The sequence below is a fragment of the Hymenobacter baengnokdamensis genome (assembly GCF_008728635.1).
GTDB lineage: Bacteria > Bacteroidota > Bacteroidia > Cytophagales > Hymenobacteraceae > Hymenobacter > Hymenobacter baengnokdamensis.
On the sequence record NZ_CP044285.1, the window covers coordinates 1595206 to 1620407 of the forward strand.

The following is a 25202-nucleotide window of genomic DNA, read 5'->3' on the forward strand; positions in this document are numbered from 1 at the left end:
GCTTGGCCGGCATAACGCCTTATGGATAAGCAGCCAGCGCCCGGCGGCCCGCCTTGCGAACCCGGCCCGCCGGCTCAGGTTACGCTTCGCGCCCTGGAGCCCGACGACCTGGAGTTTTTATTCCAGCTCGAAAACGACCCGGAGCTGTGGGCAGTGTCAGACGTGCTGCCGGCCCCGGTTTCGCGCCACGCCCTGCGCGAATACCTGCGCCACGCCACCGCCAGCCTGGCCGAAGCCGGCCAAATGCGGTTGATTATCAACGCTGAAGCCGGCCAGGCGGTTGGTACCCTCGATTTATATGAGTACTCGGCGCTGCACCAGCGGGCCGGCGTGGGTATCACCATCCTGAAAAGCGTCCGGCGGCGCGGCTATGCGCAGGCCGCGCTGCAGCTGCTGTTGCTCTATGCTCGCCAAGCCTTGCAGCTGCATCAGCTATACTGCACCGTGGCCGAGACTAACCTGCCGAGCATCAGGCTGTTTGAGAAAGCGGGCTTTCGGCAGCTAGGCGTGCGGCGCGACTGGCTGCGTAAAAATACCCCGGGTGGCTGGGAAAATGCCGTCGAATTGCAGCTTATACTGAGTGCGCAGGGGTAAAGTGGCGGAAAAACTACCATTTTAAGCTCCGCCATATCCTTTTAGTAGAGCTTTCCGTAAAACAGGCAAGGCGCTACCCACCGGACGATTTTCCCCGGTTGCGGAGGCTCTTAGAAGCTCTTTCCTGTCTTATTTCATGCCGCTTTCTACTCCGGCGGAGGCACCTGTGCGTGCCGCCGCTACCGCTCCGGCTGCGGGCCAAGCCGACGCTACCCCTTTTACGTATCTACTGCCCGACCTGGTTTGCTTTGCACACCTGCATTGGGATTTTGTGTGGCAGCGCCCGCAGCACCTGCTCTCACGCTTTGCCCAGCACGGCCGGGTTTTTTACGTAGAAGATGCCTTCTTTCATGCCGACGACCTCATTGAGCCGCACCTGGAAGTGAAGGAGCGCCAGAATGGCGTGAAAGTATTGGTTGTACATCTACCCAATCGCCTGCGCGGCGACGACACTGCCAGTGACCAGGCACAGGTAGCGGTGCTGAAGAAGTTTTTTGCTGATAACGGCATCGATACCTACGCTTTCTGGATTTATACGCCCATGGCCATGAGCCGGGCGCGGGAGTTTCACCCGGTGCTCACCGTGTACGACTGCATGGATGAGCTGGCCCAGTTTAAGTTTGCCCCGCCCGCACTGCGCCAGCGCGAGCAGGAGCTGTTTCGGCAGGCCGACCTCGTCTTTACCGGCGGCCAGCGTCTGTACGAAGCCAAGCGCGAGCAGCACGACGATGCCCATGCCTTCCCGAGCAGCATCGACAAAGAGCACTTCGGCCAGGCCCGCAACCCCAAGCTGGCTGAGCCGGCCGACCAGGCCGGTATCGCGCACCCGCGCATTGGCTTCTTTGGCGTCGTCGATGAGCGCCTCGATATCGAGCTGCTGGGCCAGCTCGCTACGAACCATCCCCAGTGGCAGTTCGTTATCATCGGACCAGTAGTGAAGATTGACCCCGCCACGCTGCCGCATAATGAGAATATTCACTATCTGGGGGGCAAAAACTATCAGGAGCTGCCCGCTTATCTGCGCGGCTGGGACGTAGCCACGCTGCTCTTTGCCCGCAACGAAAGCACGGAATTTATCTCGCCCACCAAAACGCCCGAATACCTGGCGGCCGGCCGGCCGGTAGTAAGCACCAGCATCCGCGACGTGGTGCGGCCCTACGGCGACCTCAACCTGGTGCAGATTGCCGACGACCCGAAGGACTTCGGAAAAGCCATCGCCTACGCCCTGGAGCAGGGGAAAGATGCCGATTGGCGCACCCGCACCGACGACTACCTCGCTACTATCTCCTGGGACCTCACTTGGCAAAATATGGTGAACCTGATGCAGAAGCGCCTGCTTGCCAAAAAAGCCTGAATAGCAGTAGCCTGGCACTAGTCTTTCACCAGGCTACTACTGTCTTTAAGGCCGGAAATGGCCGCCGTAAATCGAATCAACGTAAAACAGACATAAATCTCATCCTCATAATAATTTCCCCATGTTCGACTATCTCATCGTTGGAGCCGGCTTCGCTGGCAGCGTGCTGGCCGAGCGGCTAGCCACCCGCAGCAACAAAAAAGTGCTCATCATTGATAAGCGTAGCCACATTGGGGGTAATGCCTATGACCATTATAACGAGGACGGCATTCTGATTCACAAATACGGTCCGCACATCTTTCATACCAACTCGAAAGATGTTTTTGACTACCTGGGCAACTTTACCGACTGGCGCCCCTACGAGCACCGCGTGCTGGCCTCAGTTGACGGCCAGCTGGTACCGATGCCGATTAACCTTGACACTATCAACAAGCTCTATGGCCTGAAGCTAACCAGCTTCGAGGTAGAGCAGTTTTTTGAGTCGGTGGCTGAAGAAGTGCCCGTTATCAAAACGTCGGAGGATGTGGTAGTGAGCAAAGTAGGGCGTGAGCTGTATAATAAATTCTTCAAGAACTACACCAACAAGCAGTGGGGCCTCGACCCCTCGCAGCTGGATAAGTCGGTGACGAGCCGTGTGCCCACCCGTACCAACCGCGACGACCGGTACTTTACCGATACCTACCAGGCCATGCCGCTGCACGGCTACACCCGCATGTTTGAGAAGATGCTCGACCACCCGAACATCAAAATCATGCTCAATACCGACTATCACGAGGTGATTAAGTTTATCCCCTTCAAGGAGATGATTTTCACTGGCCCGGTCGATGAGTATTTCGACTTCAAGTTTGGTAAGCTGCCCTACCGCTCGCTCGAATTCAAGCACGATACCCTCAACAAGGAGCAGCACCTGGCCGCGCCGGTGGTGAACTTCCCCAACGAGCACGCCTACACCCGCATCACCGAGTTTAAGGCTCTCACCGGCCAGAGCCACCCAAAAACGGCCATCGTGTACGAATACCCGCAGGCCGAGGGCGACCCCTACTACCCCGTGCCCATGTCCGAAAACGCCGAGCTGTATGCCAAGTACAAAAAGCTCGCCGACGAAACACCGGGCGTGCATTTTGTAGGGCGTCTGGCTACATATAAATATTACAATATGGACCAGGTGGTGGCTCAGGCCCTTACGCTCTACAAGAAGCTGACTGAGAAGGAAGAAGCCGCCAAGCCTGTGCGCCCGGCCATCGCCGGCTCGACTGCGCTGGTGGAAAAGCTCGTGAACCGCGAGCCGGCCAAGGAGTAAAGTAGTAGCGTGGACGCTGCGAGTCCGCGCGTAGAACGACCTGCAACGATACCACGCGCGGACTCGCAGAGCCCGCGCTACTTCTCTGCCAATAGTTCAGTTCTGTAAAACCCTGCACTCTTTTTGAGAGGGCAGGGTTTTATAATTTAAGGCCAGCCGGTCGGTTTAGCGGGTAGGCCTTAAATTTGCCCGATACGCGCTGTCTTTTTAGCTATTTTGTTTACCCAATGTTAGATTTCCTCGGCAAAACCGTCGCCAAGCTATTTGGCTCCAAAGCAGAAAAGGACCTCAAGGACGTGGTGCCTTACGTGGCCCTCATTAATGCGGAATATGCCAAACTGGCCGGCCTGACCGACGACCAACTGCGCCAGCGCACCCAGGAAGTCCGCCAGCAGGTAGATAGCAAGCTGGCGGGTATCGACAGCCAGCTTACCAGTTTGCAGGGTCAGATTGACGCGCAGCCGCAGCTCGATGTAACGAAGAAAGAGCAGATTTTTGACCAGATTGACGCGCTCGAAAAGCAGCGCAACAAAGAGCTCGAAACCGCTCTGACCGATGTACTGCCCCAGGCCTTCGCCATTGTAAAGGAAACCGCCCGCCGCTACGCCCAGAACGGCCAGCTGACGGTAACGGCTACGGATATGGACCGCGAGATTGCCCGCACCAAGGCCAACGTGACCATCCAGGGCGATAAGGCTGTGTGGAGCAACAAGTGGCTGGCGGCCGGGGCCGAGATTACCTGGGACATGGTGCACTACGATGTGCAGCTCATTGGCGGCGTGGTGCTGCACCAGGGCAAAATCGCCGAGATGGCCACTGGTGAAGGTAAAACGCTCGTGTCGACCCTGCCCGCGTTCCTCAATGCGCTGGGCGGGCGCGGCGTGCACCTCGTAACGGTGAACGACTACCTGGCCAAGCGCGACTCGGAGTGGAACGCGCCGCTGTTCGAGTTTCACGGCCTCACCGTAGACTGCATCGACAAGCACCAGCCCAACACCGATGCGCGCCGCAACGCCTACCTGGCCGACATCACCTACGGCACCAACAACGAGTTTGGCTTCGACTACCTGCGCGACAACATGGCCCGCGACCCTTCGGAGCTGGTGCAGCGCAAGCACCACTATGCAATGGTCGACGAAGTGGACTCGGTACTGATTGACGATGCGCGGACGCCGCTCATCATCTCGGGCCCCGTGCCCAAGGGCGACGTGCACGAGTTTCTGCAGCTAAAGCCCCGCATCCAGCGCCTGGTGGATGAGCAGAAAAAGCTGGTGCAGAACTACCTGGTGCAGGCCCGCAAGCTCATTGCTGAAGGCAAAACCGGCGCCGAGGAAGGTGGCAAAACCGGCGACGGCGGTCTTATGCTGTTCCGTGCCTACCGCGGCCTGCCCAAAAGCAAGCCGCTCATCAAGTTTTTGTCGGAACCCGGCATTCGCGTGATTCTGCAGCAGGCCGAGAACTTCTACCTGCAAGACAACTCGCGCCAGATGCCGGAAGCTGATAAGCCGCTGTTCTTCACCATCGACGAGAAAAACAACCAGATTGAGTTGACCGAGAAAGGCATCGACCTGATTACGGCCCAGGGCGAAGACCCGCACCTGTTTATCATGCCCGATATCGGGGTCGAAATCGCCAACATCGAGAAGGCCGAGGCCCTCACGGCCGAAGAAAAGCTCCAGCAGAAAGAGCAGCTGATGTCGGACTACCAGGAGAAGAGCGAGCGGGTGCACACCGTAAACCAGCTGCTGAAAGCCTACACCCTGTTTGAGCGCGACGACCAGTATATCCTGAGCCAGGAAGGCAAGGTGATGATTGTCGACGAGCAAACCGGCCGCGTAATGGAAGGCCGCCGCTACTCCGACGGCCTGCACCAGGCCATCGAGGCCAAGGAAGGCGTGCGCATCGAGGATGCCACCCAGACCTACGCCACGGTGACGTTGCAGAACTTCTTCCGCATGTACCACAAGCTGGCCGGCATGACGGGCACAGCCGAAACCGAGGCGGGCGAGCTATGGGAAATCTATAAGCTCGACGTGGTGGTGATTCCGACCAACCGGCCCATCTCGCGCAAGGACGACCACGACAAGGTGTACCGCACGGTGCGTGAGAAGTATGCAGCTGTCATCAAAGAAATCGAGGAACTGGTAACGGCCGGCCGGCCGGTACTCGTGGGTACGACCTCGGTTGAAATCTCCGAGCAGGTAAGCCGGATGCTACGCTTGCGCGGCATCAAGCACCAGGTGTTGAACGCCAAGCAGAACCAGCGCGAAGCCGAGATTGTAGCCGCTGCCGGCTACCCCGGCACTGTGACCATCGCCACCAATATGGCTGGCCGGGGCACCGACATCAAGCTGCGCGAAACCTCCAAGGAGGCGGGCGGCCTGGCCATCATCGGTACCGAGCGCCACGAAAGCCGCCGCGTCGACCGCCAGCTGCGGGGCCGCGCCGGCCGCCAGGGCGACCCCGGCTCGTCGCAGTTTTTCGTCTCGCTCGAAGACAACCTGATGCGCCTGTTCGGCTCGGAGCGCATTGCTAAGCTCATGGACCGCATGGGCATGGAAGAAGGCGAAGTGATTCAGCACTCGATGATTACGTCGAGTATTGAGCGCGCCCAGAAGAAAGTCGAGGAAAATAACTTCGGCACCCGCAAGCGCCTGCTCGAGTACGACGACGTGATGAACGCCCAGCGCGAGGTGGTGTACCGCCGCCGCCGCAACGCCCTCTTCGGCGAGCGCCTGGAGTTGGATATATTGAATATGGTATATGACGTCAGCGAGGACATTGCCGCCGGTCATAAAATCACGAACGACTACGAGGATTTCAAGCTGTCCATCATCAAGGATTTCGGCTACGATACGCACATCACGGCCCAGGAATTTGCAGCTCTGCCCGCCGAGCGCCTCACCCAGAAACTCTACGACGAGGCCACCGGCTACTACGAAAGCAAAAACGAGCACATCGGCCAGAACGCGCTGCCGATGATAAACGACCTGCTGAGCCAGAATACGCCCTACGAAAACATCGCCATCCCGTTTACCGATGGCCACAAGCACACCCAGGTAATTGCCAACCTGCGTAAGGCTCAGGCCAGCAACGGCCTCGACATCATCCGGCAGATGGAGAAAGGCGCCGTGCTCTCGACCATCGACGAAGCCTGGACCCAGCACCTGCGCCAGATGGACGACCTTAAGCAGGTGGTGCAAAACGCGGTGTACGAGCAGAAAGACCCGCTGCTGGTGTACAAGTTTGAGGCCTTTGAGCTGTTCAAGCGCATGCTGGCCAAGGTAAACCACGGTACCGCCGGCTTCCTCTTCAAGGCCGATGTACCAGTAGCCGCCGAAGCCGGTTTTGCCGAGCCCGAGTTCTACTACGAAGACGACCTGCCTGCTCCGGCCCCAATGCCCAAGCTCAAAGCCGAGAAAGCGGTGTCGGACGTATCGCTCGGGCCGGGCAGGAAGACCTCGACCAGGCCGCTGAGCTGGGCCTGGCCCCGCCCATCAGGCAGGAGCCCGCTCGTAGCCAGAAAATTGCCAATCGCAACGATAAGGTAAGCGTGCAGTACATGGACGGCCGCGTAGTGCGCGACGTAAAGTACAAAACCGTAGAGCAGGACGTGCTGGCCCAGCGCTGCGTGCTGGTAGATTAAAGAAATAAGCAGAACGTCATGCCGGACCTGCTAATGTATCTCGCGGGCCGCAGTAACCTTAATCGTTTAGCGGTTTTGGTTGCTACCACAAGCGAGATGATTCAGCCGGCCCGACATGGCGTTCTGCTTTAAGCCCTTTTAAGCTCTTATTGAATGAACCTCGCCGCTACCTTCGACCATACCCTGTTGCGGCCCGACTGCACCGAAGCGCAGATAACTCAGCTCTGCCAGGAGGCCCGGCAGTACGGCTTTGCCAGCGCCTGCGTGCCGCCGTGCCACGTGGCGCTGGCCGCCCGCGAGCTCAGCGGCTCGGGCGTGGCCGTGTGCACGGTTATTGGCTTTCCGCTGGGCTACAGCAGCAGCCGGGTGAAGTTTCGGGAAGCTGAAATTGCGATGGCCGAAGGTGCAACTGAGCTGGATGTGGTGCTGAATGTCTCGCTTCTGAAGTCGGGCCAGCTCGACTCGGTGAAGGCCGAAATTGAAGACCTGGCCGACCTGGCCGACGTGCACAGCTCGGTGCTCAAGGTCATTATCGAAACGGCCCTGCTTACCGAACAGGAGATGGAAACCGCTGCCCGGCTTTGTGCCGAGGCTGGCGCGCATTTTGTGAAAACCAGCACCGGCTTTGCCAGCCGGGGCGCCTCCGTGGCTGATGTGGAGCTGCTGCGCCGCGTGTTGCCGGCGGCGGTGCGCATCAAGGCCAGTGGGGGCATCCGCACGCGGGCGCAGGCCGAGGCGTTATTGGCCGCCGGGGCCGACCGGCTAGGTACTTCTAATAGTCTGGCAATTTTGCAGGAAGATGAATCTACGCCTTCGTAAAGCTGTGCTGCTGTTGAGTGTACCGCTGCTGGCGGCCTGCGCGGCTACGGCCCCAGCCGCCCCCACCGCCCGTGCCCAGGCGCCGGTTGATACAACGCACAAGCCCAGCCCGGCCGGCCCCGTCGAGAACCTGACGAAGTATCGGCCGGTATTTGCGCTGCCCGTGGCTACGGGCCCGCTTCCGACACCGGCTGCCGCTCTGCCGGGTGCGCCTTCAGCTAAAGCCGCTGCGCCCGCGCCCACCAACCAGGTAAATGCGCAGCTGGAGCAGCGCCTGCGCGACCAGGCGTTTACCAACCAGAATGTGAAGTATGCCAGCGGCTACCGCGTGCGCGCTTACCTGGGCCTGGAGCGCGACCAGGTGATGAACATTCGCCGGCAGATTATTGCCCGCTACCCCGACGAAACCGACTACATTACCTTTAAGCAGCCCGTGTACCGGCTCTACGTGGGCGACTACCTGACCCGGCTGGAGGCTGAGCGCGGCTTGCAGCGGGTGCGGCAGTTTGTGCCCCGCGCCGAGCTGGAGCCCATGCAGGTGCTGCTCAATAAGGTGCCGTAGACCACTGATTAGCACGGATTTTAACGGATTTCACGAATTTTGTAAACGATTGCTTTTCCGTAGAGAATCCGTAAAGCCGTGTCTATGCTTCCTAAACAGCTTCAGTACTGCGGTTAAGAGCCGCCCACAAAATCCGTGAAATCCGACCAATCCGCCCAGCCTGGGGTTCAGACAATTCGGGCCCGCGCCGCTGCCCTGGCCCCCGAGCTATCGGCCCTGCGCCGCCACCTGCACGCTCACCCCGAGCTCTCGTTCCAGGAAAATGAAACGGCGGCCTTCGTTACCAGTCAGCTGCTGGCGATGGGGCTACAGCCCTACCGGGTGGCGGGTACGGGCGTAGTGGCGCTCATCGAAGGGCAGCCGGGCGGCCCGGTAGTGGCGTTGCGCGGCGATATGGATGCCCTGCCCATCCAGGAGCTGAGTGAGGTGCCGTATAAGTCGGCCAACGCCGGCGTGATGCACGCTTGCGGGCACGACGTGCACACCACCTGCCTGCTTGGGGCCGCCCGCCTGCTCAGCGAGCAGCGGGCTCACTTCAAAGGCACTGTAAAGCTGCTATTTCAGCCCGGTGAGGAGTTGCTGCCCGGCGGAGCCTCGCTGATGATAAAAGACGGCGTGCTCGAAAACCCCGCACCAGCTGAAATTATTGGCCAGCACGTATTTCCGCGCCTGCCGGTGGGGCAGATTGGCGTGCGCTCGGGCCGCTACATGGCCAGTACCGACGAGCTTTATCTGAAAATAAAGGGCAAAGGCGGTCACGGCGCCATGCCCGAGCTCAACCTCGACCCCGTGCTGGTAGCGGCTCACCTCATCGTGGCGGCCCAGCAGATTGTGAGCCGCCGCGCCAACCCCAAGCTGCCGTCGGTGCTGAGCTTCGGCAAAGTCATCGCCAACGGCGCTACCAACGTTATTCCCGACGAGGTATTTATCGAAGGCACGTTTCGTACCCTCGACGAGCAGTGGCGCGACGAAGCCCATCAGCACCTGCGGCAGCTGTGCGAAGGCCTCGCGGCCAGCATGGGTGCCGTGTGCGAGCTGGAAATCCGGCGCGGCTACCCCTGTCTCGACAATAACCCCGCCGTAACTGCCCGCGTGCGGGCTGCTGCCGAGCACTACCTGGGGGCCGAAAACGTGATTGAGCTCGACCAGTGGCTGGCCGCCGAAGACTTTGCCTACTTCTCGCAGGCTGCGCCGGCGTGCTTCTATCGCCTGGGTACCCGCGCCGCCGATGGCCGCTTTGCCGCTTCGGTGCATACACCCATCTTCGATATCGATGAGCAGGCACTGAGTATCGGCGCGGGGCTAATGGCTTGGGTAACTCTGCAGGAACTAGATTTATTGTAAAAAATTATTATATAATAAATATAATATGAATCGTTTTGCGTTATCGCTGTGCCTTGCTGGCTGTCTGCTTGGGGCTGGCCGGACGGCCACTGCCCAGACTACTACGCCGCCTTACGATGCCAACGCCACCTTGCGCTCGGTGCAGGCCGCGCAGCTTTGGCCTGAGCTACAGGGAGAATTGGCCCTGCGCAACGGCGATTACCTGCTGCTGGCGCTGCGGGGCGAGTATGACACCGATGCCGCTGCCGCCCGCCGTCTGGGCTTTTCTGCTCGCCGCGTAACGCTAGGTTACGAGCACTTCTGGAACTCCAACTGGAGCTGGGGAGCTACCGCCCGCTACGAGTCTGGCAGCAGTCTGAATCAGCGCTATTACGATATTATAGCGCCCGAGCTTTTGGTGCGCCATCGCTCGCCTGTTTTTGGCGGGTTTACCTTTGGGCAGCGGCTGAGCCTGGAGCGCCAGCTTCCGTTCAACTCGCCGACCTATGGCGGCAGCGGACCAGCGGGCCAAAACTGGACGCGCTTGCGCGTCGATATAGAGCGCCTCTACCCGTTGACCAGTGATGCGGCTGCCGGCCTGGCCCTGCGCCCCCGCCTGAGCTACGAAGCCAGCACGCACCTGCGCCTGCAAAAAGCGGAAGGTGACCTTAATGAGCGTACTATTCAGTACACCAGCCTGCGCGCTGAGGTGGGGGTGCGCATGTCGCCGCACCTAGATTTAACCCCCTGGTTTGCTTACCAGACCATCTACTTCTTGTCAGAGCCGCAATACGATAAAAACAATATGCAGGTTAGCGGTGGCAAGGATAACAATGTGTATCCGACGGTAGGCCTAGAGGTGCGCTTTACGTTGCTGCCTACTGGTGGAAAGCCCACGCGCCAGCAGTTACCAACGCAGCACTAGACTGCTGATGATGACATAATGACTGATAGAAGTGGCGTAATTTAGCTCGATTAAAGACAATTGTGGCATATTTTACGCCAGGTAAGACGGATGTTATAAGTTGAGTGTTAGAAATAATAGCCATAATGTCAGTATAGGTTAGTCGGCATGAATTTTAAGGAAGGTAAGGCGTGCCGCCGGTTGTACGGCTGGCATTTTCCCTTAACATCTTTCTTTTATCATGGCTACTTTATTGTATAATTCCCTGCCCGCTCAACGCCCAGCCCGTGCCTTTAACACCATGCTGAGCGAATTGCTGCGCGATGCGCAGCCGGCCGCACCCCAGCCTTCAACCTCCTTTGTGCCCGCCGCCGACATCTTCGAAACGGCCCAGGGCTTTGAGCTGCACCTGGCGCTGCCGGGCGTAGCCAAAGAGGCCGTTAGTATCGATTTTCAGGACGGCCAACTGGTGGTCAGCGGCAACCGTCCGGCCCCGGCTACCGAGGGCGAGAATGTGCCCCAGCTGCGCCGGGTCGAAACCCGCTTTGGTGAGTTCCGCCGGGCTTTTCGCCTGCCCGAGACGGTGAATGTAAAAGACATCAGCGCCGAACTGTCCGACGGGCTGCTGCGCGTGACCCTGCCTTTCGACACCGAGAAGGTAACCAAGCAGCACATTGAAGTGCGCTAAACCGGCGAAAAGGCACCTCCAAAGGTGCCTTTTTTGGCCTGAGGCTTGCATATAAACGCTTCGCTGGCAACCTTTGGGCACTACAACGCCTCTTTTTGGCGTTGCATGGTCTGGCTGAAAAACCTCCCGCCTGTTGTGCGGGTAATATGGTGGTGTCGGCGAGTGCGTATTCTTAACCTGACTTTCTTTTTTACCATTTTAACTTAACCCCAATGCAAGCTAAAAACATGATGCTCGGCCTGCTGACTTCCGCCATTCTGGGCGGCGGCGTGGCCGTGGGGGATACAAGCTGCTGGAAGCCGAGCCGGGCAACGTGGCTCAGGCTACCGTAGCTTCCGACCCCCAGGTGCGCTACACCTCGGCTATGCGCAGCAGCGCCTACGCGGCCCCGGAAGGCCTCAATTTTGTGGCGGCGGCGGCGGCCGTAACGCCGGCCGTAGTGCACGTAATGACCGAGTACAAGGCCGAGCCCCAGCAGCAGAGCCGCATGATGCAGATGGACCCCTTCCTGCGTCAGTTCTTCGGCGACCAGTTTGATGGGCAACTGCGCGGGCAGCGTGAGCCGCAGGGTGGGGGCGAAGGCTCCGGCTCGGGCGTAATTATTGCCGCCAACGGCTACATCGTCACCAATAACCACGTGATTGATAAAGCGTCGAAAATCACGGTGGTGATGGACGACAAGCGCAAGTTCGATGCCGAACTGGTGGGGGCCGACCCCAGCACCGACCTGGCCGTATTGAAAGTGAAGGCTGATAACCTGCCCTTCGTGAAGTATGGTAATTCCGATGAGGTGAAAGTGGGCCAGTGGGTGCTGGCCGTGGGCAATCCCTTCAACCTGAACTCAACGGTAACCGCCGGCATCATCTCGGCTAAGGGCCGCAGCATCGGCATTCTGAGTCGCGACCAGAACATGGGCGTAGAGTCGTACATCCAAACCGATGCCGTGGTAAACCCCGGCAACTCGGGTGGCGCGCTCGTAAACACCGCTGGCGACCTCATCGGCATCAACTCGGCCATCTCGTCGCACACCGGCTCATTTGAAGGCTACGCATTCGCCGTGCCCAGCTCCATCGTGAGCAAGGTGGTAGATGACCTGCTCAAATACAAAGTAGTACAGCGGGCGCTGCTCGGCGTGCGCATTCAGGAAGTCGACGCTAAGCTGGCTTCCGAGAAGAAGCTTAATACCCTCAACGGGGTGTACGTGCAGGGTCTGGGCGAGAAGAGCGCCGCTGCGGCGGCGGGCCTGAAAATCGGCGATATTATTACCGATATCAACGGCGTGCCCGTAAACACGGCCTCGCAGCTGCAGGAGCAGGTAGCCCGCTTCCGCCCTGGCGACCGCATTAAGGTGGGGTATCTGCGCGGTGGCAACAAGGAGGTAGCCACGGCTACGCTCTACAATGCCGCCAATACGACGGCCGTAGTGCACGAGCTACCCGCCGATGCTGCTATCAGCTACGAGGGCGCCAAAGTAGCGCCGGTAGCGTCACGGCTGCAAAATATGCTGGGTATTGAGGGTGGTGCCCAGGTTTCGGGTATCAAAGGCAGCAATTTTAAGGAAACCGGCATGGCCGATGGCTTTATCATCACGCGCATTGATAAGAACGTGGTGCGCAAGCCCGCCGACGTGCAGGCCTACCTCGACCAGGCCAAGGATAACTCGGGTGCCCTCGTAGAAGGGGTGTATCCCGATGGCCGCAAGGCGTACTATCCCATCGGCCGCGAGTAGGAAGTAAGCCAGCTTAAAACTAAAAAGCCCTTTGCCAATGCCTGGCAAAGGGCTTTTTAGTTGGGCGGATTACATTATAAATATAGTAAAAATACTATGTAATGAGTTCTTTTCCCGCATAAAAGAAGACCCGCGCCTGAACCGGTCGTACCTTGTTGCTTATTGCCTGAATTCTGCGCCGTTGTGCTATGCCTGCTTCCCCTGCTGAGTCGCTTGCCATTACTTATGAAGCCGAAGAGGGGGTGCTTGTAGGCCGCTGGCGGCGCAACCATGCCGAACCAGACCTGCCGGAAGTATTTGAGCTGCTGGTTGAAGCAGCGCTGAAAGCTGACCACTGCCGGTTCTGGCTGCTCGACCTGCGTGAGCGCACCTGGCACCCGCCGGCCTTTAAAAAGTGGTTTGATAACCTCTTGTCGAAGCAAGTAGTGCAGGTACTGGGTCGGCCGGTATTTCTGGCCTGCGTAGCTACCGAGCAAAACCGAGCCGATATCGAAAGCATTGCCACCCAGGTACGCCTGCGCCAGCACGCTCAGGAAGAGTTTTATCCGTACTTCTTTAACAACGAAGGCGCTGCCCGTGACTGGCTGCTGTATCACCGCCAGCAGGAGAAGGACTAAAAAGCAGCTGTTGAAGCGCTGCTGGCAGCTACGTTGCCTGGGCGCCCGTTTCAGGGCAGGTTGCTGGCGCGCCTCAAAGCGTGAGAGCTACCTTTATGCCTGTCGTTCCATTTTGCTGCTGGTATGGTACCCCACGCTACTACCTATTCTCCTGATAGCTTCTCGCTGGAATATCGCCCCGAGCAGCGTATGCTCATCGGGCGCTGGCTGCGCCCGGTAACGCTCGACGAGCTGAAGGCGCACTACCACGCATTATTGGCCGCTGCCATTGCCCACGACAACTGCTGCCACTGGTTGCTCGATGTGCGCCGCCGCGTAGCCATCGATACCGACGCCGCCCTGTGGTTTCGGGAGGAGTTTGGCCCGCAGCTGCCCCTGGTGCTGGGCCGTCCGGTGTGGCTGGCCTACTTCGCCATGGTAAACCAGGAGCTGGCCCGCACCAACCCCGCCCTGAGAGAGAATATGCGCCTGGGCTCGCTGCAAGACGGGCATTACTGCTACTTCAATCAGGAAAGCGAGGCGCTGGCCTGGCTGGCACAGCAGCGCTGAGGCCGGCCCGGCCAGCGCCGGCCCACACCTGGCCGGCGCTGCTACCTTTGGCAAAAGCAGTCCCCTATTCCCACCCCATGAAGCAAGCTCTTGAAGAAGCCACCCGGCCCGATGTAACTGTAGCCCACCCCCACGCCGACCCGCATGGCATCCGCGGCGTGCTGCAGCAGCTCGGCATAAAGCCGGAAAACCCTGCTGCTAGTACCGGCCGCCAGTGGAGCACTACCCCTGGCCCACAGAAAGTTATTGTGTCGCCGGCCGATGGCCAGCGCATTGCGGCCGTAACCCTGGCTACCGTAGCCGATTACGACGCCGTGGTGAAAACTGCCCAGCAGGCCTTCCTGAAATGGCGGCTGGTGCCCGCCCCTCAGCGCGGCGATATCGTGCGCCAGATAAGCAACGAGCTGCGCCACCACAAAGAGGCGCTGGGCAAGCTCGTAAGCTACGAAATGGGCAAGATATTGCAGGAAGGCCTAGGCGAAGTGCAGGAGATGATTGACATCTGCGACTTTGCCGTGGGCCTGAGCCGGCAATTGCACGGCCTCACCATGCACTCGGAGCGGCCGGCCCACCGCATGTACGAGCAGTACCACCCGCTGGGGGTGGTGGGTATTATCTCGGCTTTTAACTTCCCGGTGGCGGTGTGGAGCTGGAATGCCATGCTGGCCGCCGTGTGTGGCAACGTCAGCATCTGGAAGCCTTCGGAGAAAACGCCGCTGGCCGCCGTGGCCGTGCAGCACATCATTCGTGGAGTATTAGAAAAAAACGATATTCCCGAAGGCGTCTTCAACCTGGTGCTGGGCCACGCCGACGTAGGCGCCGCTATGGCTGCCGATGAGCGCGTGCCGCTGGTATCGGCCACGGGCAGCACCCGCATGGGCCGGGCGGTGGGCGCGGCCGTGGGCCAGCGCCTGGGCCGCGCCCTGCTGGAGCTGGGCGGTAACAACGCCATTATTCTTACCCCGCAGGCCGACCTGGATATGGCTATGCGAGCCATCGTATTTGGGGCGGTAGGTACGGCCGGGCAGCGCTGCACTACCACGCGTCGCCTCATTATTCACGACAGTATTTATGAGGAGGTAACGCAGCGCCTGCTGGCCGCCTATGCCAAGCTGCCGGTGGGCCACCCGCTACAGGCCGGCACCCTGGTAGGCCCGCTCATCGATGCCGATGCGGTGGCGCTTTTCACTTCGGCCCTCGAAAGCGTGCAGCAAGAAGGCGCTACGCTGCTGGCTGGCGGCCAGGTAGTCAGCAGTGCCGAGCTGCACGGTGGGCACTACGTGCTGCCGGCGCTGGTAGCGGCCGAAAACCACTACGCCACGGTGCAGGCCGAAACGTTTGCCCCCATTCTCTATCTTATCAGGTACAGCGGGGAGGTAGCGGAAGCCATTGCCCTGCAAAATGGCGTGAAGCAGGGCCTGTCGTCGGCCATCTTTACCCTGAATCTGCGCGAGGCGGAGGCCTTCCTGGCCGCGCCGGGCTCCGACTGCGGCATTGCCAATGTGAACATCGGCACCAGCGGAGCCGAAATCGGCGGCGCCTTCGGCGGCGAAAAGGAAACCGGTGGCGGCCGCGAGTCGGGTTCCGATGCCTGGAAGGTATACATGCGCCGCCAAACCAATACCATCAACTACGGCACCGAGCTGCCGCTGGCGCAGGGTATTAAGTTTGATATATAGGAAATATATAATTTTTTTACCAAAAAGCCTCGCTTTTAAATTGAATGAGGCTTTTTGGTAAAATCTGTGTAGAAGGTATTTAGTGCTTAAAAAGAAGTAGTGCTACCTGCGGTGACGCATTTCGAATGCTGGCATTCGGATTATCAAGCCATCTTCCACTGCAATACTTTGCTGCGCTCTCAGTAGGACGTTAAATTGCTCTCAGACTTACGTCCATAGCTTCACCCGGTATTTGAACTACTGCGCGAAACGAATATCACCGTGGCCTTTATATAGCAGGCCGCTAGTATCAAAGAGGACATAGTAAAGCCGAGCCATTTCGCCCGGTTGCAGGCCCAGCTTAGCATAGTCAAAGACGAAACCGAGGCTTCCCTTGCTAGCGGGGCGTTGAGGCAGCCGTAGCACAAGTTGGTAATTGCTACGCACTATAACGGCGGCTGCCAGAAAATTTGGAGGCACAGCTCCATAGGCTTGCTTACTTTGAACAAGCCAAGTAGCATTGGTCGCAGGATTAGAATACACTGCGGTATAGTCGATAAAGTCAGGCTGCTGGGGGCTGTCGAGTGAAATACCAAGGTCACTGAACAGCGCTTTTTCCTGGGCATTCCAAGTTGCATCAGTAGTCCAGTCGGTGGGGTCCTGGCTGCCGTTAGGCAGGTTTTGGGAATCACGGTGTGAGAAACCGTCGCCCAGGCCAAAGTCAAAGCTGGGGCTTTGACTTGATTTATGGCAGCTAGCCAGCGCCAGCACCGTGGCAAGAAGTAGCAGTGTCCGCATCTAAGGGCTGGCAGATATAAGTATTTGCCGCTGCTAAAGTAGCGTAATCATTGCTACTGGCACGCATGGGTTGCCTGAATGCCAGTAGCAATGACCACCACTAAATTGAGTTTTTAATTACTGAAGTGCTTACTTACCTGCCGTTTGCTGCACTACCTCGGGCAGCACTTTGCTCAGGGCTTCGGCCTGGGCGCGCGTGAAATTGCCTTGCACCTGCACCAGCACAAACGAGCCCAGCGCATCGGGCAGGGCACCGGTAGCGACCAGCTCGCTCACCTGGTCGCCCGAGGCTTTTACCACATATTGGTAGGTAGCGGCTCCGCCATTCGAATTCACCAGTGAGGTGTAGCGCTCGGCTTGCAGCAGGCCGCTCACTTCCTTATTGAGGCCCTCGCGTACGAGGCCCTGGGCACTGCCCGAGGTAGGCGTAAAGCTCATCACCCGTGCCGTACGGATACCCGTGATGGCATTCGTAAGGTCATTGCCACCCAGTAGCTTACCCACCCGCACGAGCGCCAGACGCTGTAGCAGGTCGGCCGACCACTCGGTGGTGCGAAAGCCGGGCCGGTCGCGGTATTTGGCAAAAAAAGCCGATACGGTGCGGGCAGGCGTGCCCGGCCCTCCGGCGCGGCAGCCGCTCAGCATCAGCAGGCCAATGGCGATGCCCAGGGCCAGCAGCTGAAGCCAGATGCGCGTGTTCAGGGGGCGGTGGCAGCTGGGGCTACTATCAAGGAAGTGCATAAAGTGAGGTTAGCTATGCGCACCGGCCGAGTCACCTTTAAGGGGCGCGTCGTTTTCGCCCCGGCGCTGGCCCTGACTATCGACCGGCCCGTCGGCCCGGCTTATTTCGTCGGCCTCGTCGGTCGAGATGTAGTCGTTGGTAATGGGGCCGAGGCCACCAGTCTTGGCAGCCAGGTCGGCTTCGGCCTGGGCAAACTTGAGGTTAAGCAGCGAGTCGTCGGCGGGCTTTTGAGTCTTATCAGCCATAGAAGCAGGCCCGGTGGCCGGAAGGTGAGTGGCAGCCGGGCTAAGCGTAGTACGGCCCGGCTTGGCGCGGGGTTTGGGCGGCCGGGCCGCCCGACGGGGGCTATTTTTGCCGGCATTCCACTTAGCCACGCGCCTGATGACTTATTCGCAGCCCCCCGCTGACCTCGACGAAACGCACAACCCCTGGCAGACGCTAAGCTCGGAAGTGAAGTACCAGAATCCCTGGATTCGGGTGCGCGAAGACCAGATTATCAACCCCAAAGGCGGTCCTGGGGTGTACGGCGTGGTGTCCATGAAAAATAAAGCCATCGGAATTGTACCGCTCGACCCGGAGGGCAATACCTGGCTGGTAGGCCAGTACCGGTACGCGCTCAACGAGTACTGCTGGGAAATACCGATGGGCGGCGGACCCGTCGAGCTCGACGTGCTCGAATCGGCCCGGCGCGAGCTGCGCGAGGAAACCGGCCTGCTGGCTGCCCGCTGGACGCGCATCGCCCGCCTGCACACTTCCAACTCGGTTACCGACGAAGAGGGCTTCGTGTTTCTGGCCGAAGACCTGACCCAAAGCGAGTGGGAGCCCGAAGAAACCGAAGACCTGCGCCTCTGGAAGCTGCCGCTGGCGCAAGCCGTTGAGCTGGTTATGGCCGACCGCATTACCGATGCTATCAGCGTGGCGGGCCTGCTGAAGGCGGAGCGGGTGCTGGCCGCCAGAAATGGTGCCCAGCCGCCGGCACAGGCCACTTAGCCGGCATAGGCCACGGGTAGTTACGCCCTATTCGCCGTAAATTTGCCCTTATGCCTGCTTTTCTGCGTTACCTTGGCCATCGGCTCTACACTACATGGGCTACGCTGTGGTTTGTACTTCCTTTTTTTGTCACCTACCCGCTGCAGCTCATTCTGGTGCGCCGGCCGCAGTGGCGACCCTACCTGCACGCCATTAATCGCAATTGGGCTAAGTTCTCCATCCTGATGTGGGGCGTGCCGCTGGAAATTATCCACGAAAGCACCGCGCCGGTACCGCAGCCCTGCATCTACGTAGCCAACCACGGCTCTTACATTGATATTCTGGTGCTCTTCTACACCATCCCGGGCTTCCTGAATATGATGGGGAAAGACACGCTGGCAAAGTTTCCGCTCTGGGGACCGATATTCGGCAAAACTTATATTACGGTTAATCGTCGCAGCGTGGTGAGCCGCGGCCGGGCCATGGCCCAGGCCCGGCAGGGGCTGCTCAATGGCCGGCCGCTGGCCATATTCCCAGAAGGTACCATTGGGCCCAAACCCGGCGAGGAGCTGCTGCCCTTTATGGATGGCGCGTTTCAGCTGGCTATTGCTACCGGCGTGCCGATTGTGCCGGTGAGCATGCCCCTGAACCACAAGTTTATGCCCTCCGTTGCCGGCCTGCGGGTGCGTCACGCGCGGCTGCGCGTCGTGTTTCACGAGCCTATTAGTACCAAAGGCCTTACCCAGGAAGATGTACCCGCTCTGAAAGCGAAAGTGGCCGCTCAGATTGCCGATGACTTCGTGCCCGAAGGCCGGGGCATTCCGGAGCCCAGTAAGTTTTGGTGACAGGTAAGAAGGGATAGGTAGTTGTTTGGTATACTTCGACTTATCTGCCTGCTACTTCCTTTTTTCTCAGTATCCATTGCCTTATTACCCGTATTACATGAAAGCTGACCTCGAAACCCTGCGTGGCCTGGCGCACCTGGCCCGCCTCGAATTTGACCCGGCCCGCGAAGGTCAGATGCTCACCGACCTCAATAAAATCTTGGATTGGGTGGCCCAGCTGGAGAAAGTTGATACCGAAGGCGTAGCGCCGCTCGTTCATTTGTCGCACGAAATCAACGTGCTGCGCGACGATGAGGCCCGCAATACCGTAAGCCACCAGGATGGCCTGCGCAATGCCCCGCGCAAGGATTCGGACTACTTCCGCGTGCCCAAGGTGCTGGATTAGCGTGGGCAGGCGCCCGCGCCCTGTTGCTTTCTACCTGTAATGCTGCCAACTCTTGCCTGATTCTGCCTTTTTGCGCCGCTTGCCGGGGCTGCCCGCCCTTCTGGCCGGGCTGGCTCTGCTGGGGGTAGTATATTATTATGTGGCGGGCGACAATGCTGTGTTGCCCATCCGGCTGGTGCCGCACCTGGCCCCGGTGCCCCTCACCCTCGACTCGATAGCCGTAGGGCCGGCCCGGCTGCCTATGCCCGTCAACGGCTTTATTACTACGCTGACGCACGAGGTGAGCGGCCCCTACACGCAGCCGCTGGCGGCGGCGCTGTGGCTGGCGGTGCTGGGTATGGCGCTGGCCGGCTGGCTGGCCGTAGTGAGTATGCTGCGGCGGCCTGCCTTTCTGGCCGGTACGATGCCTGTCATCTTCCTGCTCATGTCGCTTAATGCCGACGCGCTGGGCATTTTTGACGATACCCGGCAGTACTTTTTATACCTCATGCTGGCCGTGCTGGGCACGGCGGCCCTGGGGCTGCACGCTTTTGGCGAGCAAGTGCGGGCCGGGTGGCGGGTGGCGCTGTTTAGCGCCCTGTTGGCTGGGCTGGCGGCCCTCGTACTAATCCGTACCAGACTGCCGCTGTCCGAAACGGTGCTGCACCTGGCTGCCTACGCTACGCCGGCCGGCGCGGCGCTGGTAGCGGCGCTGGTACTATGGGTAGGAGGGGAGAATATTCGTCTTTTGCTATGGTTTAACACCCAGGCCGAGCGCCCCGAAAGCCGGTTTGGGCTGCTGCCATTTCTACTGGCTAGTATGCTTTACCTGGGGGCTTTGGCGCTTTATTGCTGGAACGATAATACGCTGGCATTGGGTGCCGGCCTGCACCTCGACCCGCTGCTGTTGCTACTGCCGGCCGTGCTAATGGGCGGGCTGGGCCTGCGCGAGCGGGCGCCCAGCTACGCCGGCTGGCTGCCCTACGCGGCGGCCCGGCCGCTTTACTGGCTGCTGGTGGCTGCGGCCGCGGGCGCCCTGGGCTACGCCCTGGCCACGGCCAATACCCCGCTGCTCACCGCCGCCCGTGCCTTCAGCGGGCAGGCGCTACTGGCCGTGGGCGCGGCCTTCTTTCTTTATGTGCTGGTCAATTTTGGCGCCCTTATCCGGCAGCGGCTGCGGGTGTACCGGGTCGTATTTGAGCCGCGCCGGCTGCCCTTTTACCTGGTATATATACTGGGTATCGGCGGCTTGTTTTTATATGAGCTGCGCAACAACTGGCCCCTGCTCAACCTGGTGCAGGCCGGGCAGTACAACCAGCTCGGCGACCTCACCCGCCAGCAGAGCGAGGCCCGGCCCGACGACCTGCCGCTGGCCCTGCTGGCCGAGCGCTACTACGCCGAAAGCGGCGACGTGCTTGACCGCTTCAACCGCCCAGCGCAGCTGGGGCGGGCCGCCCTGTACCGTTTTCGGAGCCAGCGCCAGAACGAGCTGAATGCGCTGCGCCGGGCGCTGCTTCGCGGGCCCGACGAAAAGGTATCGCTGCACCTGAACGCCCTGCTCAGCGAGCCCGCCGATTTTCTGGATGCGCTGGAGGTACTGCGCCAGGCCCGACGGGCCGCGCCGCACCGCTTTGCGCTCACCTCCGATATGGCGCAGCTGTTTACCCGCTCGGCGCTTACCGATTCGGTGGCGTTTTACCTTGATAAAGCCGAGCAGCTCAAGCCGGGCAGCTACGTGAGCCGTACCAATCAGCTCGCCTTCCTGCTGAGCCAGGGCCTGGGACCGGCTGCCCAAAAGCTGGCCGCCAGCTCGCCAGCCACCCCAGATGAGCCGGCCCTGCTGGCCAACAAGCAGCTGGTGCAGCTCCTGACCCACGCGCCGGCCCCGCTGCCCGCGCTGCCAGCTCCTGCTGCTGACCTCGACGCGGCCAGCTTTGCCCAGCTCTATCAAACGGCCCTGCTAACCATCCGGGCAGCCAAGCCGGCCGATTGTCAGCATATGGTCCTGGCGCTGGTCCGGCTGTCTGCGCGGGCGGGCAACGAGGTCTACTACGAGCAGCTGCTTTTCCTGCAAGCGCTGCTGCGCCACGCGGCCGGCCAGGAGCTGGCTGCCCGCCAGACGCTGGCGCCGCTCACGGTGGGCAGTACGCCTGCGGCCGGGTATTATCAGTATGTGCTGGGGCTGTGGCAGTTGCAGCAGCAGCAGTATGCCACGGCAACGGCGCAATTTGGGCGAGCAGTGCAAAGTGGCTTTAGAGAAGCCGTGCCAGCGCAGCTACTCGCTCGGTTCGTTATTCCTTTACCACCTGACTCTATCCTTGCCTTTCGCCAGGCTATGGCTTCGGTCCAAGACTCGGCCGCCAAAAAGCTTGTTAACAAACTACTTTATAAAGTTAATCAAGCGGAGAACTATGGTGAAGTAGAAACGTCACTTTGGCTAGCTAGAAAGTTAACTGACCTGGCCCAGACCAACCAACCCGAATTGATGGCGAATGAGGTAAGGCGAGCCGAAAACTGGGTGAAGAATAAAGACCCTTGGGCTTTGCCACAAGGTTCGCTGCTCTACGCCCAGGCTGCGCTCGCCGGGCTGCGCCACCAATCTGCCGTTGAGCGCAAGCTTTACACGCGCATTGTCAACGAAACGCCCTTCAACGAAACAGCCGTGCTGGCTGCCGCCCGCTACTTCACCGCCCAAAAAGCGTACACCGATGCCTACGACGCGCTCACTAAGGGCCTTACCGAAAACCCCGCTTCGCTACTGCTGCTGCAGGCCTATGCGCTGGCCGCCGCCGATGCGGGGCTGGCCGACCTTGGCCAGTCGGCGCTCGGCCAGCTGCGGCCGCGCCTTAGCCCCGCTGACTACGCTAACTTGCTGACACAATTTGCGGCGCACCAGGCAGCCCACGCCGCGGCAGGCGCGTCATTCGACCAGCCGCCGGTGCCCGCTCGCTGATTTTACCTTTGCTGTATGCCCCTCACCGACCCCACACCCCTCGTTATCCAGACCACCAACATCGCCAAGGAATACGTGATGGGGACCGAGCACATCCACGCGCTGCGTTCGGTGAGTATCGATATCAAGCGTGGCGAGTACGTGGCGTTTATGGGCCCTTCGGGCTCGGGCAAGAGTACGCTCATGAATATTGTGGGCTGCCTCGATACGCCCACCCAGGGCCAGTATATCCTTAATGGCCAGGATGTGAGCCGCATGAGCGACAACCAGCTGGCCGAGGTGCGTAACAAGGAAATCGGCTTCGTTTTCCAGACTTTTAACCTGCTGCCGCGCTCCACCTCGCTCGAAAATGTGGCCCTGCCGCTCATCTACGCCGGCCTGAGCAAGCGCGAGCGCAACGAGCGGGCCCTGGAAGCGCTGCGCTCGGTAGGCCTGGCCGACCGCGCCGGCCACCGCCCCAATGAACTGAGCGGCGGCCAGCGCCAGCGCGTGGCCATCGCCCGCGCGCTCGTTAATAACCCCAGCGTGCTGCTCGCCGATGAGCCTACGGGCGCGCTCGATTCCAAAACCAGCTACGAAATTATGGGGCTGTTTGAGGCGCTTTATGCCAAGGGCAATACCATTATTATGGTAACCCACGAAGAAGATATCGCGCACTACGCCCACCGCATTGTGCGCCTGCGCGATGGCCTCATCGAAACGGACGACTCTAATCATAGTGTGACGCAGCCGGCTATCAATTCCTACAGTCATTAACAGCCTTTAGGGCAAGGCCGCCAGCATTGTCTTTCATCTTGTAGGGAAGAAGTAGGTAGGTTGTTTACCTGGTATATTTAAGATATATTAAATAATAAATAAATTTTAAATAATAAAATCCTGATTATTAAATGAAAATATACACCAAAACCGGCGACCAGGGCCTTACCTCACTCATTGGCGGTACGCGGGTGCCTAAGTCGAGCCTGCGCATCGACTGCTACGGCACGGTAGATGAGCTGAACTCGTACATCGGACTGCTGCGCGACCAGGAAGTGAATGCGCCGCACCGCGATTTCCTGAAGGAAATCCAGGACCGCCTCTTTACCATCGGCTCGCACCTGGCCACCGACCCTGGCAAAGACCCGCGCCAGCGCCTGCCCGACCTGCACGCCGCCGACGTGGCCCTGCTCGAAACGGAGATGGACCGCCTGAACGAGGTGCTGGCTCCGCTGCGCGAGTTTGTGCTGCCGGGCGGTCATGCATCCATCTCGTTCGGGCACGTGGCCCGCTGCGTATGCCGCCGTGCCGAGCGGCTGGTTATTCACCTGCGGGAAGAGTCGCCGGTGGAAGACCTCGTGGTAATGTATCTCAACAGGCTTTCCGATTACCTCTTTGTGCTCAGCCGCGCCATGGCCCACGCGCTCGGTGTGGCCGAGGTTACCTGGAAACCGCGCGTCTAGGTTAGCAGTTGCTTACGTATACTACACTCTTCTCTCCCCATCCCACCCACTGACGGCCCGTTGCCGGGCCGCCGATTTTTAGCTTTTTTCCCGATTCGCTATGCTGGATACCTTAACCATCGACGTACAGCCCACCACCGCGTCGCGGCTCACCAAGCTCGACCCGGCCAATATGGAGTTTGGCAAGCTCTTCGCCGACCATATGCTGACGGTAGAGTTTACCGGGGGCGAATGGCAGCAGCCGCGCATCGTTCCCTACGGTCCGCTGCAAATCAGCCCCGCCAACTCGGCTCTGCACTACGGGCAGGCCATTTTTGAAGGCATGAAGGCTTACCGCCAGGCCGACGGCAGCGTGGCTCTGTTCCGGCCCCTCGACAACTGGCAGCGCCTCAACGCCTCGGCCGAGCGCATGGCCATGCCGACCATTCCGGAAGATATTTTTATGCAGGGCCTGCGCGAGCTCGTGAAGCTCGACGCCGCCTGGGTACCCGACATGAGCGGCAGCTCGCTCTATATCCGCCCCTTTATGTTTGCCACCGACGGGGCGCTGGGCGTGCGGCCCTCCGATACCTACCACTTTGGCATCATCACCTGCCCGGTAGCGGCGTTCTTCACCAAGCCGGTGCGGGTGCGCTTCGAGCAGAAGTATGTGCGGGCCGCCGCCGGCGGCGCGGGCTACGCCAAAAATGCCGGCAACTACGGCGCGGCCATGCTCCCCAGCAAGCTGGCGCAGCAGGAAGGCTACCACCAGCTTATCTGGACCGATGCCTCCGAGCACCAGTACGTCGAAGAGTCGGGCGCCATGAACGTAATGTTTGTTATTGACGGTAAAGTGATTACACCCGGGCTTTCTACTTCCATCCTCGACGGCATCACGCGCCGCTCGGTGCTGCAGTTGGCCCGCGACTGGGGCCTGCCCGTGGAAGAGCGCCGCGTATCGGGCCGCGAAATAATTGACGCGCTGACCGCCGGCCGCCTCACCGAAGCCTTTGGCGTAGGCACGGCTGCTACCATTGCCACTATTGCCACTATGGGCTACGAAGGCCACGACTACGACCTGCCCGCACTGACTGATGCCTCCTTTTCGCGCCGGGTAGGAGCGGCCCTCGACGCCATTCGCAATGGCCAGGCCCCCGACCCGCACGGCTGGATGGTGGCTGTATAATATAGTATTAATACTATATTTTTTGTCCTTGCGAGCGCCACGAAGTGAAGCGCGGCAATCCTTCCTTGGTCGTTAGGAGAAATAACCTGGCGATGAGGAAAGATTGCCGCGCTTCACTTCGTGGCGCTCGTAAGGACAATCGCTTTCTGCCGACCTTTGCGATGGCAGCTGTTTCCAGCGCTTT

At 59.8% G+C, this 25202-nt stretch carries 22 protein-coding genes and 1 pseudogene; 20 read left to right on the plus strand and 3 right to left on the minus strand.

Annotated elements, in window-relative coordinates; all coding sequences use genetic code 11:
• Window positions 1-21 precede the first annotated feature (21 nt).
• The 13 genes and pseudogenes from F6X24_RS06740 to amaB all read left to right on the plus strand — a co-directional run bounded on the left by F6X24_RS06740 (window position 22) and on the right by amaB (window position 15764).
• Window positions 22-594: a GNAT family N-acetyltransferase gene (locus F6X24_RS06740; RefSeq protein ID WP_151087277.1), complete on the plus strand. Its 573-nt coding sequence runs from the start codon at window positions 22-24 to the stop codon at window positions 592-594.
• Between the two features lie 136 nt (window positions 595-730).
• Window positions 731-1948 (plus strand): glycosyltransferase family 1 protein, encoded by a 1218-nt coding sequence (locus F6X24_RS06745; RefSeq protein ID WP_151087278.1) that lies wholly within the window; start codon window positions 731-733, stop codon window positions 1946-1948.
• A gap of 121 nt (window positions 1949-2069) precedes the next feature.
• Window positions 2070-3248: a UDP-galactopyranose mutase gene (gene glf / locus F6X24_RS06750; RefSeq protein ID WP_151087279.1), complete on the plus strand. Its 1179-nt coding sequence runs from the start codon at window positions 2070-2072 to the stop codon at window positions 3246-3248.
• 227 nt (window positions 3249-3475) lie between these two features.
• A pseudogene (secA, locus tag F6X24_RS06755) lies at window positions 3476-6894 on the plus strand (preprotein translocase subunit SecA).
• Between the two features lie 153 nt (window positions 6895-7047).
• Complete coding sequence (gene deoC, locus F6X24_RS06760; protein ID WP_151087280.1) at window positions 7048-7713, plus strand: deoxyribose-phosphate aldolase; 666 nt, start codon at window positions 7048-7050, stop codon at window positions 7711-7713.
• Complete coding sequence (locus F6X24_RS06765; RefSeq protein ID WP_151087281.1) at window positions 7694-8275, plus strand: hypothetical protein; 582 nt, start codon at window positions 7694-7696, stop codon at window positions 8273-8275. Before deoC ends, F6X24_RS06765 begins: the two co-directional genes overlap by 20 nt.
• Before the next feature lie 135 nt (window positions 8276-8410).
• Window positions 8411-9619, plus strand: a complete 1209-nt coding sequence (locus tag F6X24_RS06770; protein WP_394349937.1) for a M20 metallopeptidase family protein — start codon at window positions 8411-8413, stop codon at window positions 9617-9619.
• A gap of 25 nt (window positions 9620-9644) precedes the next feature.
• Entirely contained in the window at window positions 9645-10523 is an 879-nt protein-coding gene (locus tag F6X24_RS06775; RefSeq protein WP_151087282.1) for a hypothetical protein, read from the plus strand.
• Between the two features lie 220 nt (window positions 10524-10743).
• The gene (locus F6X24_RS06780) at window positions 10744-11190 is read left to right on the plus strand and encodes an Hsp20/alpha crystallin family protein (RefSeq protein ID WP_151087283.1); all 447 of its coding nucleotides are present in this window, start codon (window positions 10744-10746) and stop codon (window positions 11188-11190) included.
• Between the two features lie 313 nt (window positions 11191-11503).
• Entirely contained in the window at window positions 11504-12919 is a 1416-nt protein-coding gene (locus F6X24_RS06785; RefSeq protein ID WP_229725402.1) for a S1C family serine protease, read from the plus strand.
• Window positions 12920-13107: 188 nt separating this feature from the next.
• Window positions 13108-13536 (plus strand): hypothetical protein, encoded by a 429-nt coding sequence (locus F6X24_RS06790; protein WP_151087284.1) that lies wholly within the window; start codon window positions 13108-13110, stop codon window positions 13534-13536.
• A 123-nt stretch (window positions 13537-13659) separates the two neighbouring features.
• Window positions 13660-14085 (plus strand): hypothetical protein, encoded by a 426-nt coding sequence (locus F6X24_RS06795; protein WP_151087285.1) that lies wholly within the window; start codon window positions 13660-13662, stop codon window positions 14083-14085.
• 77 nt (window positions 14086-14162) lie between these two features.
• On the plus strand, window positions 14163-15764 hold the full coding sequence (gene amaB, locus F6X24_RS06800; protein ID WP_151087286.1) for an L-piperidine-6-carboxylate dehydrogenase: 1602 nt from the start codon (window positions 14163-14165) through the stop codon (window positions 15762-15764).
• Window positions 15765-16001: 237 nt separating this feature from the next.
• Here amaB and F6X24_RS06805 read toward each other — a convergent pair whose 3' ends face one another.
• The 3 genes from F6X24_RS06805 to F6X24_RS06815 all read right to left on the minus strand — a co-directional run bounded on the left by F6X24_RS06805 (window position 16002) and on the right by F6X24_RS06815 (window position 17528).
• Window positions 16002-16514, minus strand: coding sequence for a hypothetical protein (locus F6X24_RS06805; protein WP_191906484.1), 513 nt, complete (start codon window positions 16512-16514; stop codon window positions 16002-16004).
• A 156-nt stretch (window positions 16515-16670) separates the two neighbouring features.
• On the minus strand, window positions 16671-17282 hold the full coding sequence (locus tag F6X24_RS06810) for a DUF4252 domain-containing protein (RefSeq protein ID WP_151087288.1): 612 nt from the start codon (window positions 17280-17282) through the stop codon (window positions 16671-16673).
• Window positions 17283-17291: 9 nt separating this feature from the next.
• Window positions 17292-17528, minus strand: a complete 237-nt coding sequence (locus F6X24_RS06815) for a hypothetical protein (protein WP_151087289.1) — start codon at window positions 17526-17528, stop codon at window positions 17292-17294.
• A 136-nt stretch (window positions 17529-17664) separates the two neighbouring features.
• Here F6X24_RS06815 and F6X24_RS06820 point away from each other — a divergent pair, with 136 nt between their 5' ends.
• The 7 genes from F6X24_RS06820 (at window position 17665) to F6X24_RS06850 (ending at window position 25018) form a co-directional block, all read left to right on the plus strand.
• Window positions 17665-18273 carry an NUDIX domain-containing protein gene (locus tag F6X24_RS06820; protein ID WP_151089543.1) on the plus strand — a complete coding sequence of 203 codons (609 nt, stop codon included), beginning with the start codon at window positions 17665-17667 and terminating at the stop codon, window positions 18271-18273.
• A 50-nt stretch (window positions 18274-18323) separates the two neighbouring features.
• Window positions 18324-19097: a lysophospholipid acyltransferase family protein gene (locus tag F6X24_RS06825; RefSeq protein WP_151087290.1), complete on the plus strand. Its 774-nt coding sequence runs from the start codon at window positions 18324-18326 to the stop codon at window positions 19095-19097.
• A gap of 97 nt (window positions 19098-19194) precedes the next feature.
• Window positions 19195-19482 (plus strand): Asp-tRNA(Asn)/Glu-tRNA(Gln) amidotransferase subunit GatC, encoded by a 288-nt coding sequence (gatC, locus tag F6X24_RS06830; RefSeq protein WP_151087291.1) that lies wholly within the window; start codon window positions 19195-19197, stop codon window positions 19480-19482.
• Window positions 19483-19534: 52 nt separating this feature from the next.
• Entirely contained in the window at window positions 19535-22414 is a 2880-nt protein-coding gene (locus F6X24_RS06835) for a tetratricopeptide repeat protein (RefSeq protein WP_151087292.1), read from the plus strand.
• Window positions 22415-22429: 15 nt separating this feature from the next.
• Window positions 22430-23170 carry an ABC transporter ATP-binding protein gene (locus F6X24_RS06840; protein ID WP_151087293.1) on the plus strand — a complete coding sequence of 247 codons (741 nt, stop codon included), beginning with the start codon at window positions 22430-22432 and terminating at the stop codon, window positions 23168-23170.
• A 131-nt stretch (window positions 23171-23301) separates the two neighbouring features.
• Window positions 23302-23853, plus strand: a complete 552-nt coding sequence (locus tag F6X24_RS06845; RefSeq protein ID WP_151087294.1) for a cob(I)yrinic acid a,c-diamide adenosyltransferase — start codon at window positions 23302-23304, stop codon at window positions 23851-23853.
• A 100-nt stretch (window positions 23854-23953) separates the two neighbouring features.
• Window positions 23954-25018, plus strand: a complete 1065-nt coding sequence (locus tag F6X24_RS06850; RefSeq protein WP_151087295.1) for a branched-chain amino acid aminotransferase — start codon at window positions 23954-23956, stop codon at window positions 25016-25018.
• The last annotated feature ends 184 nt before the right edge of the window (window positions 25019-25202 follow it).

Bases quoted from the DNA above. Each gene is read 5' to 3' on its own strand.
- F6X24_RS06795 (WP_151087285.1), top strand. From the start codon at position 13,660: ATGGTACCCCACGCTACTACCTATTCTCCTGATAGCTTCTCGCTGGAA.
- F6X24_RS06780 (WP_151087283.1), top strand. From the start codon at position 10,744: ATGGCTACTTTATTGTATAATTCCCTGCCCGCTCAACGCCCAGCCCGT.
- F6X24_RS06845 (WP_151087294.1), top strand. From the start codon at position 23,302: ATGAAAATATACACCAAAACCGGCGACCAGGGCCTTACCTCACTCATT.
- F6X24_RS06815 (WP_151087289.1), bottom strand. From the start codon at position 17,528: ATGGCTGATAAGACTCAAAAGCCCGCCGACGACTCGCTGCTTAACCTC.
- F6X24_RS06775 (WP_151087282.1), top strand. From the start codon at position 9,645: ATGAATCGTTTTGCGTTATCGCTGTGCCTTGCTGGCTGTCTGCTTGGG.
- F6X24_RS06820 (WP_151089543.1), top strand. From the start codon at position 17,665: ATGACTTATTCGCAGCCCCCCGCTGACCTCGACGAAACGCACAACCCC.
- F6X24_RS06765 (WP_151087281.1), top strand. From the start codon at position 7,694: ATGAATCTACGCCTTCGTAAAGCTGTGCTGCTGTTGAGTGTACCGCTG.
- F6X24_RS06840 (WP_151087293.1), top strand. From the start codon at position 22,430: ATGCCCCTCACCGACCCCACACCCCTCGTTATCCAGACCACCAACATC.
- F6X24_RS06810 (WP_151087288.1), bottom strand. From the start codon at position 17,282: ATGCACTTCCTTGATAGTAGCCCCAGCTGCCACCGCCCCCTGAACACG.
- F6X24_RS06825 (WP_151087290.1), top strand. From the start codon at position 18,324: ATGCCTGCTTTTCTGCGTTACCTTGGCCATCGGCTCTACACTACATGG.
- amaB (WP_151087286.1), top strand. From the start codon at position 14,163: ATGAAGCAAGCTCTTGAAGAAGCCACCCGGCCCGATGTAACTGTAGCC.
- F6X24_RS06790 (WP_151087284.1), top strand. From the start codon at position 13,108: ATGCCTGCTTCCCCTGCTGAGTCGCTTGCCATTACTTATGAAGCCGAA.
- F6X24_RS06745 (WP_151087278.1), top strand. From the start codon at position 731: ATGCCGCTTTCTACTCCGGCGGAGGCACCTGTGCGTGCCGCCGCTACC.
- F6X24_RS06850 (WP_151087295.1), top strand. From the start codon at position 23,954: ATGCTGGATACCTTAACCATCGACGTACAGCCCACCACCGCGTCGCGG.
- deoC (WP_151087280.1), top strand. From the start codon at position 7,048: ATGAACCTCGCCGCTACCTTCGACCATACCCTGTTGCGGCCCGACTGC.
- F6X24_RS06740 (WP_151087277.1), top strand. From the start codon at position 22: ATGGATAAGCAGCCAGCGCCCGGCGGCCCGCCTTGCGAACCCGGCCCG.
- glf (WP_151087279.1), top strand. From the start codon at position 2,070: ATGTTCGACTATCTCATCGTTGGAGCCGGCTTCGCTGGCAGCGTGCTG.
- gatC (WP_151087291.1), top strand. From the start codon at position 19,195: ATGAAAGCTGACCTCGAAACCCTGCGTGGCCTGGCGCACCTGGCCCGC.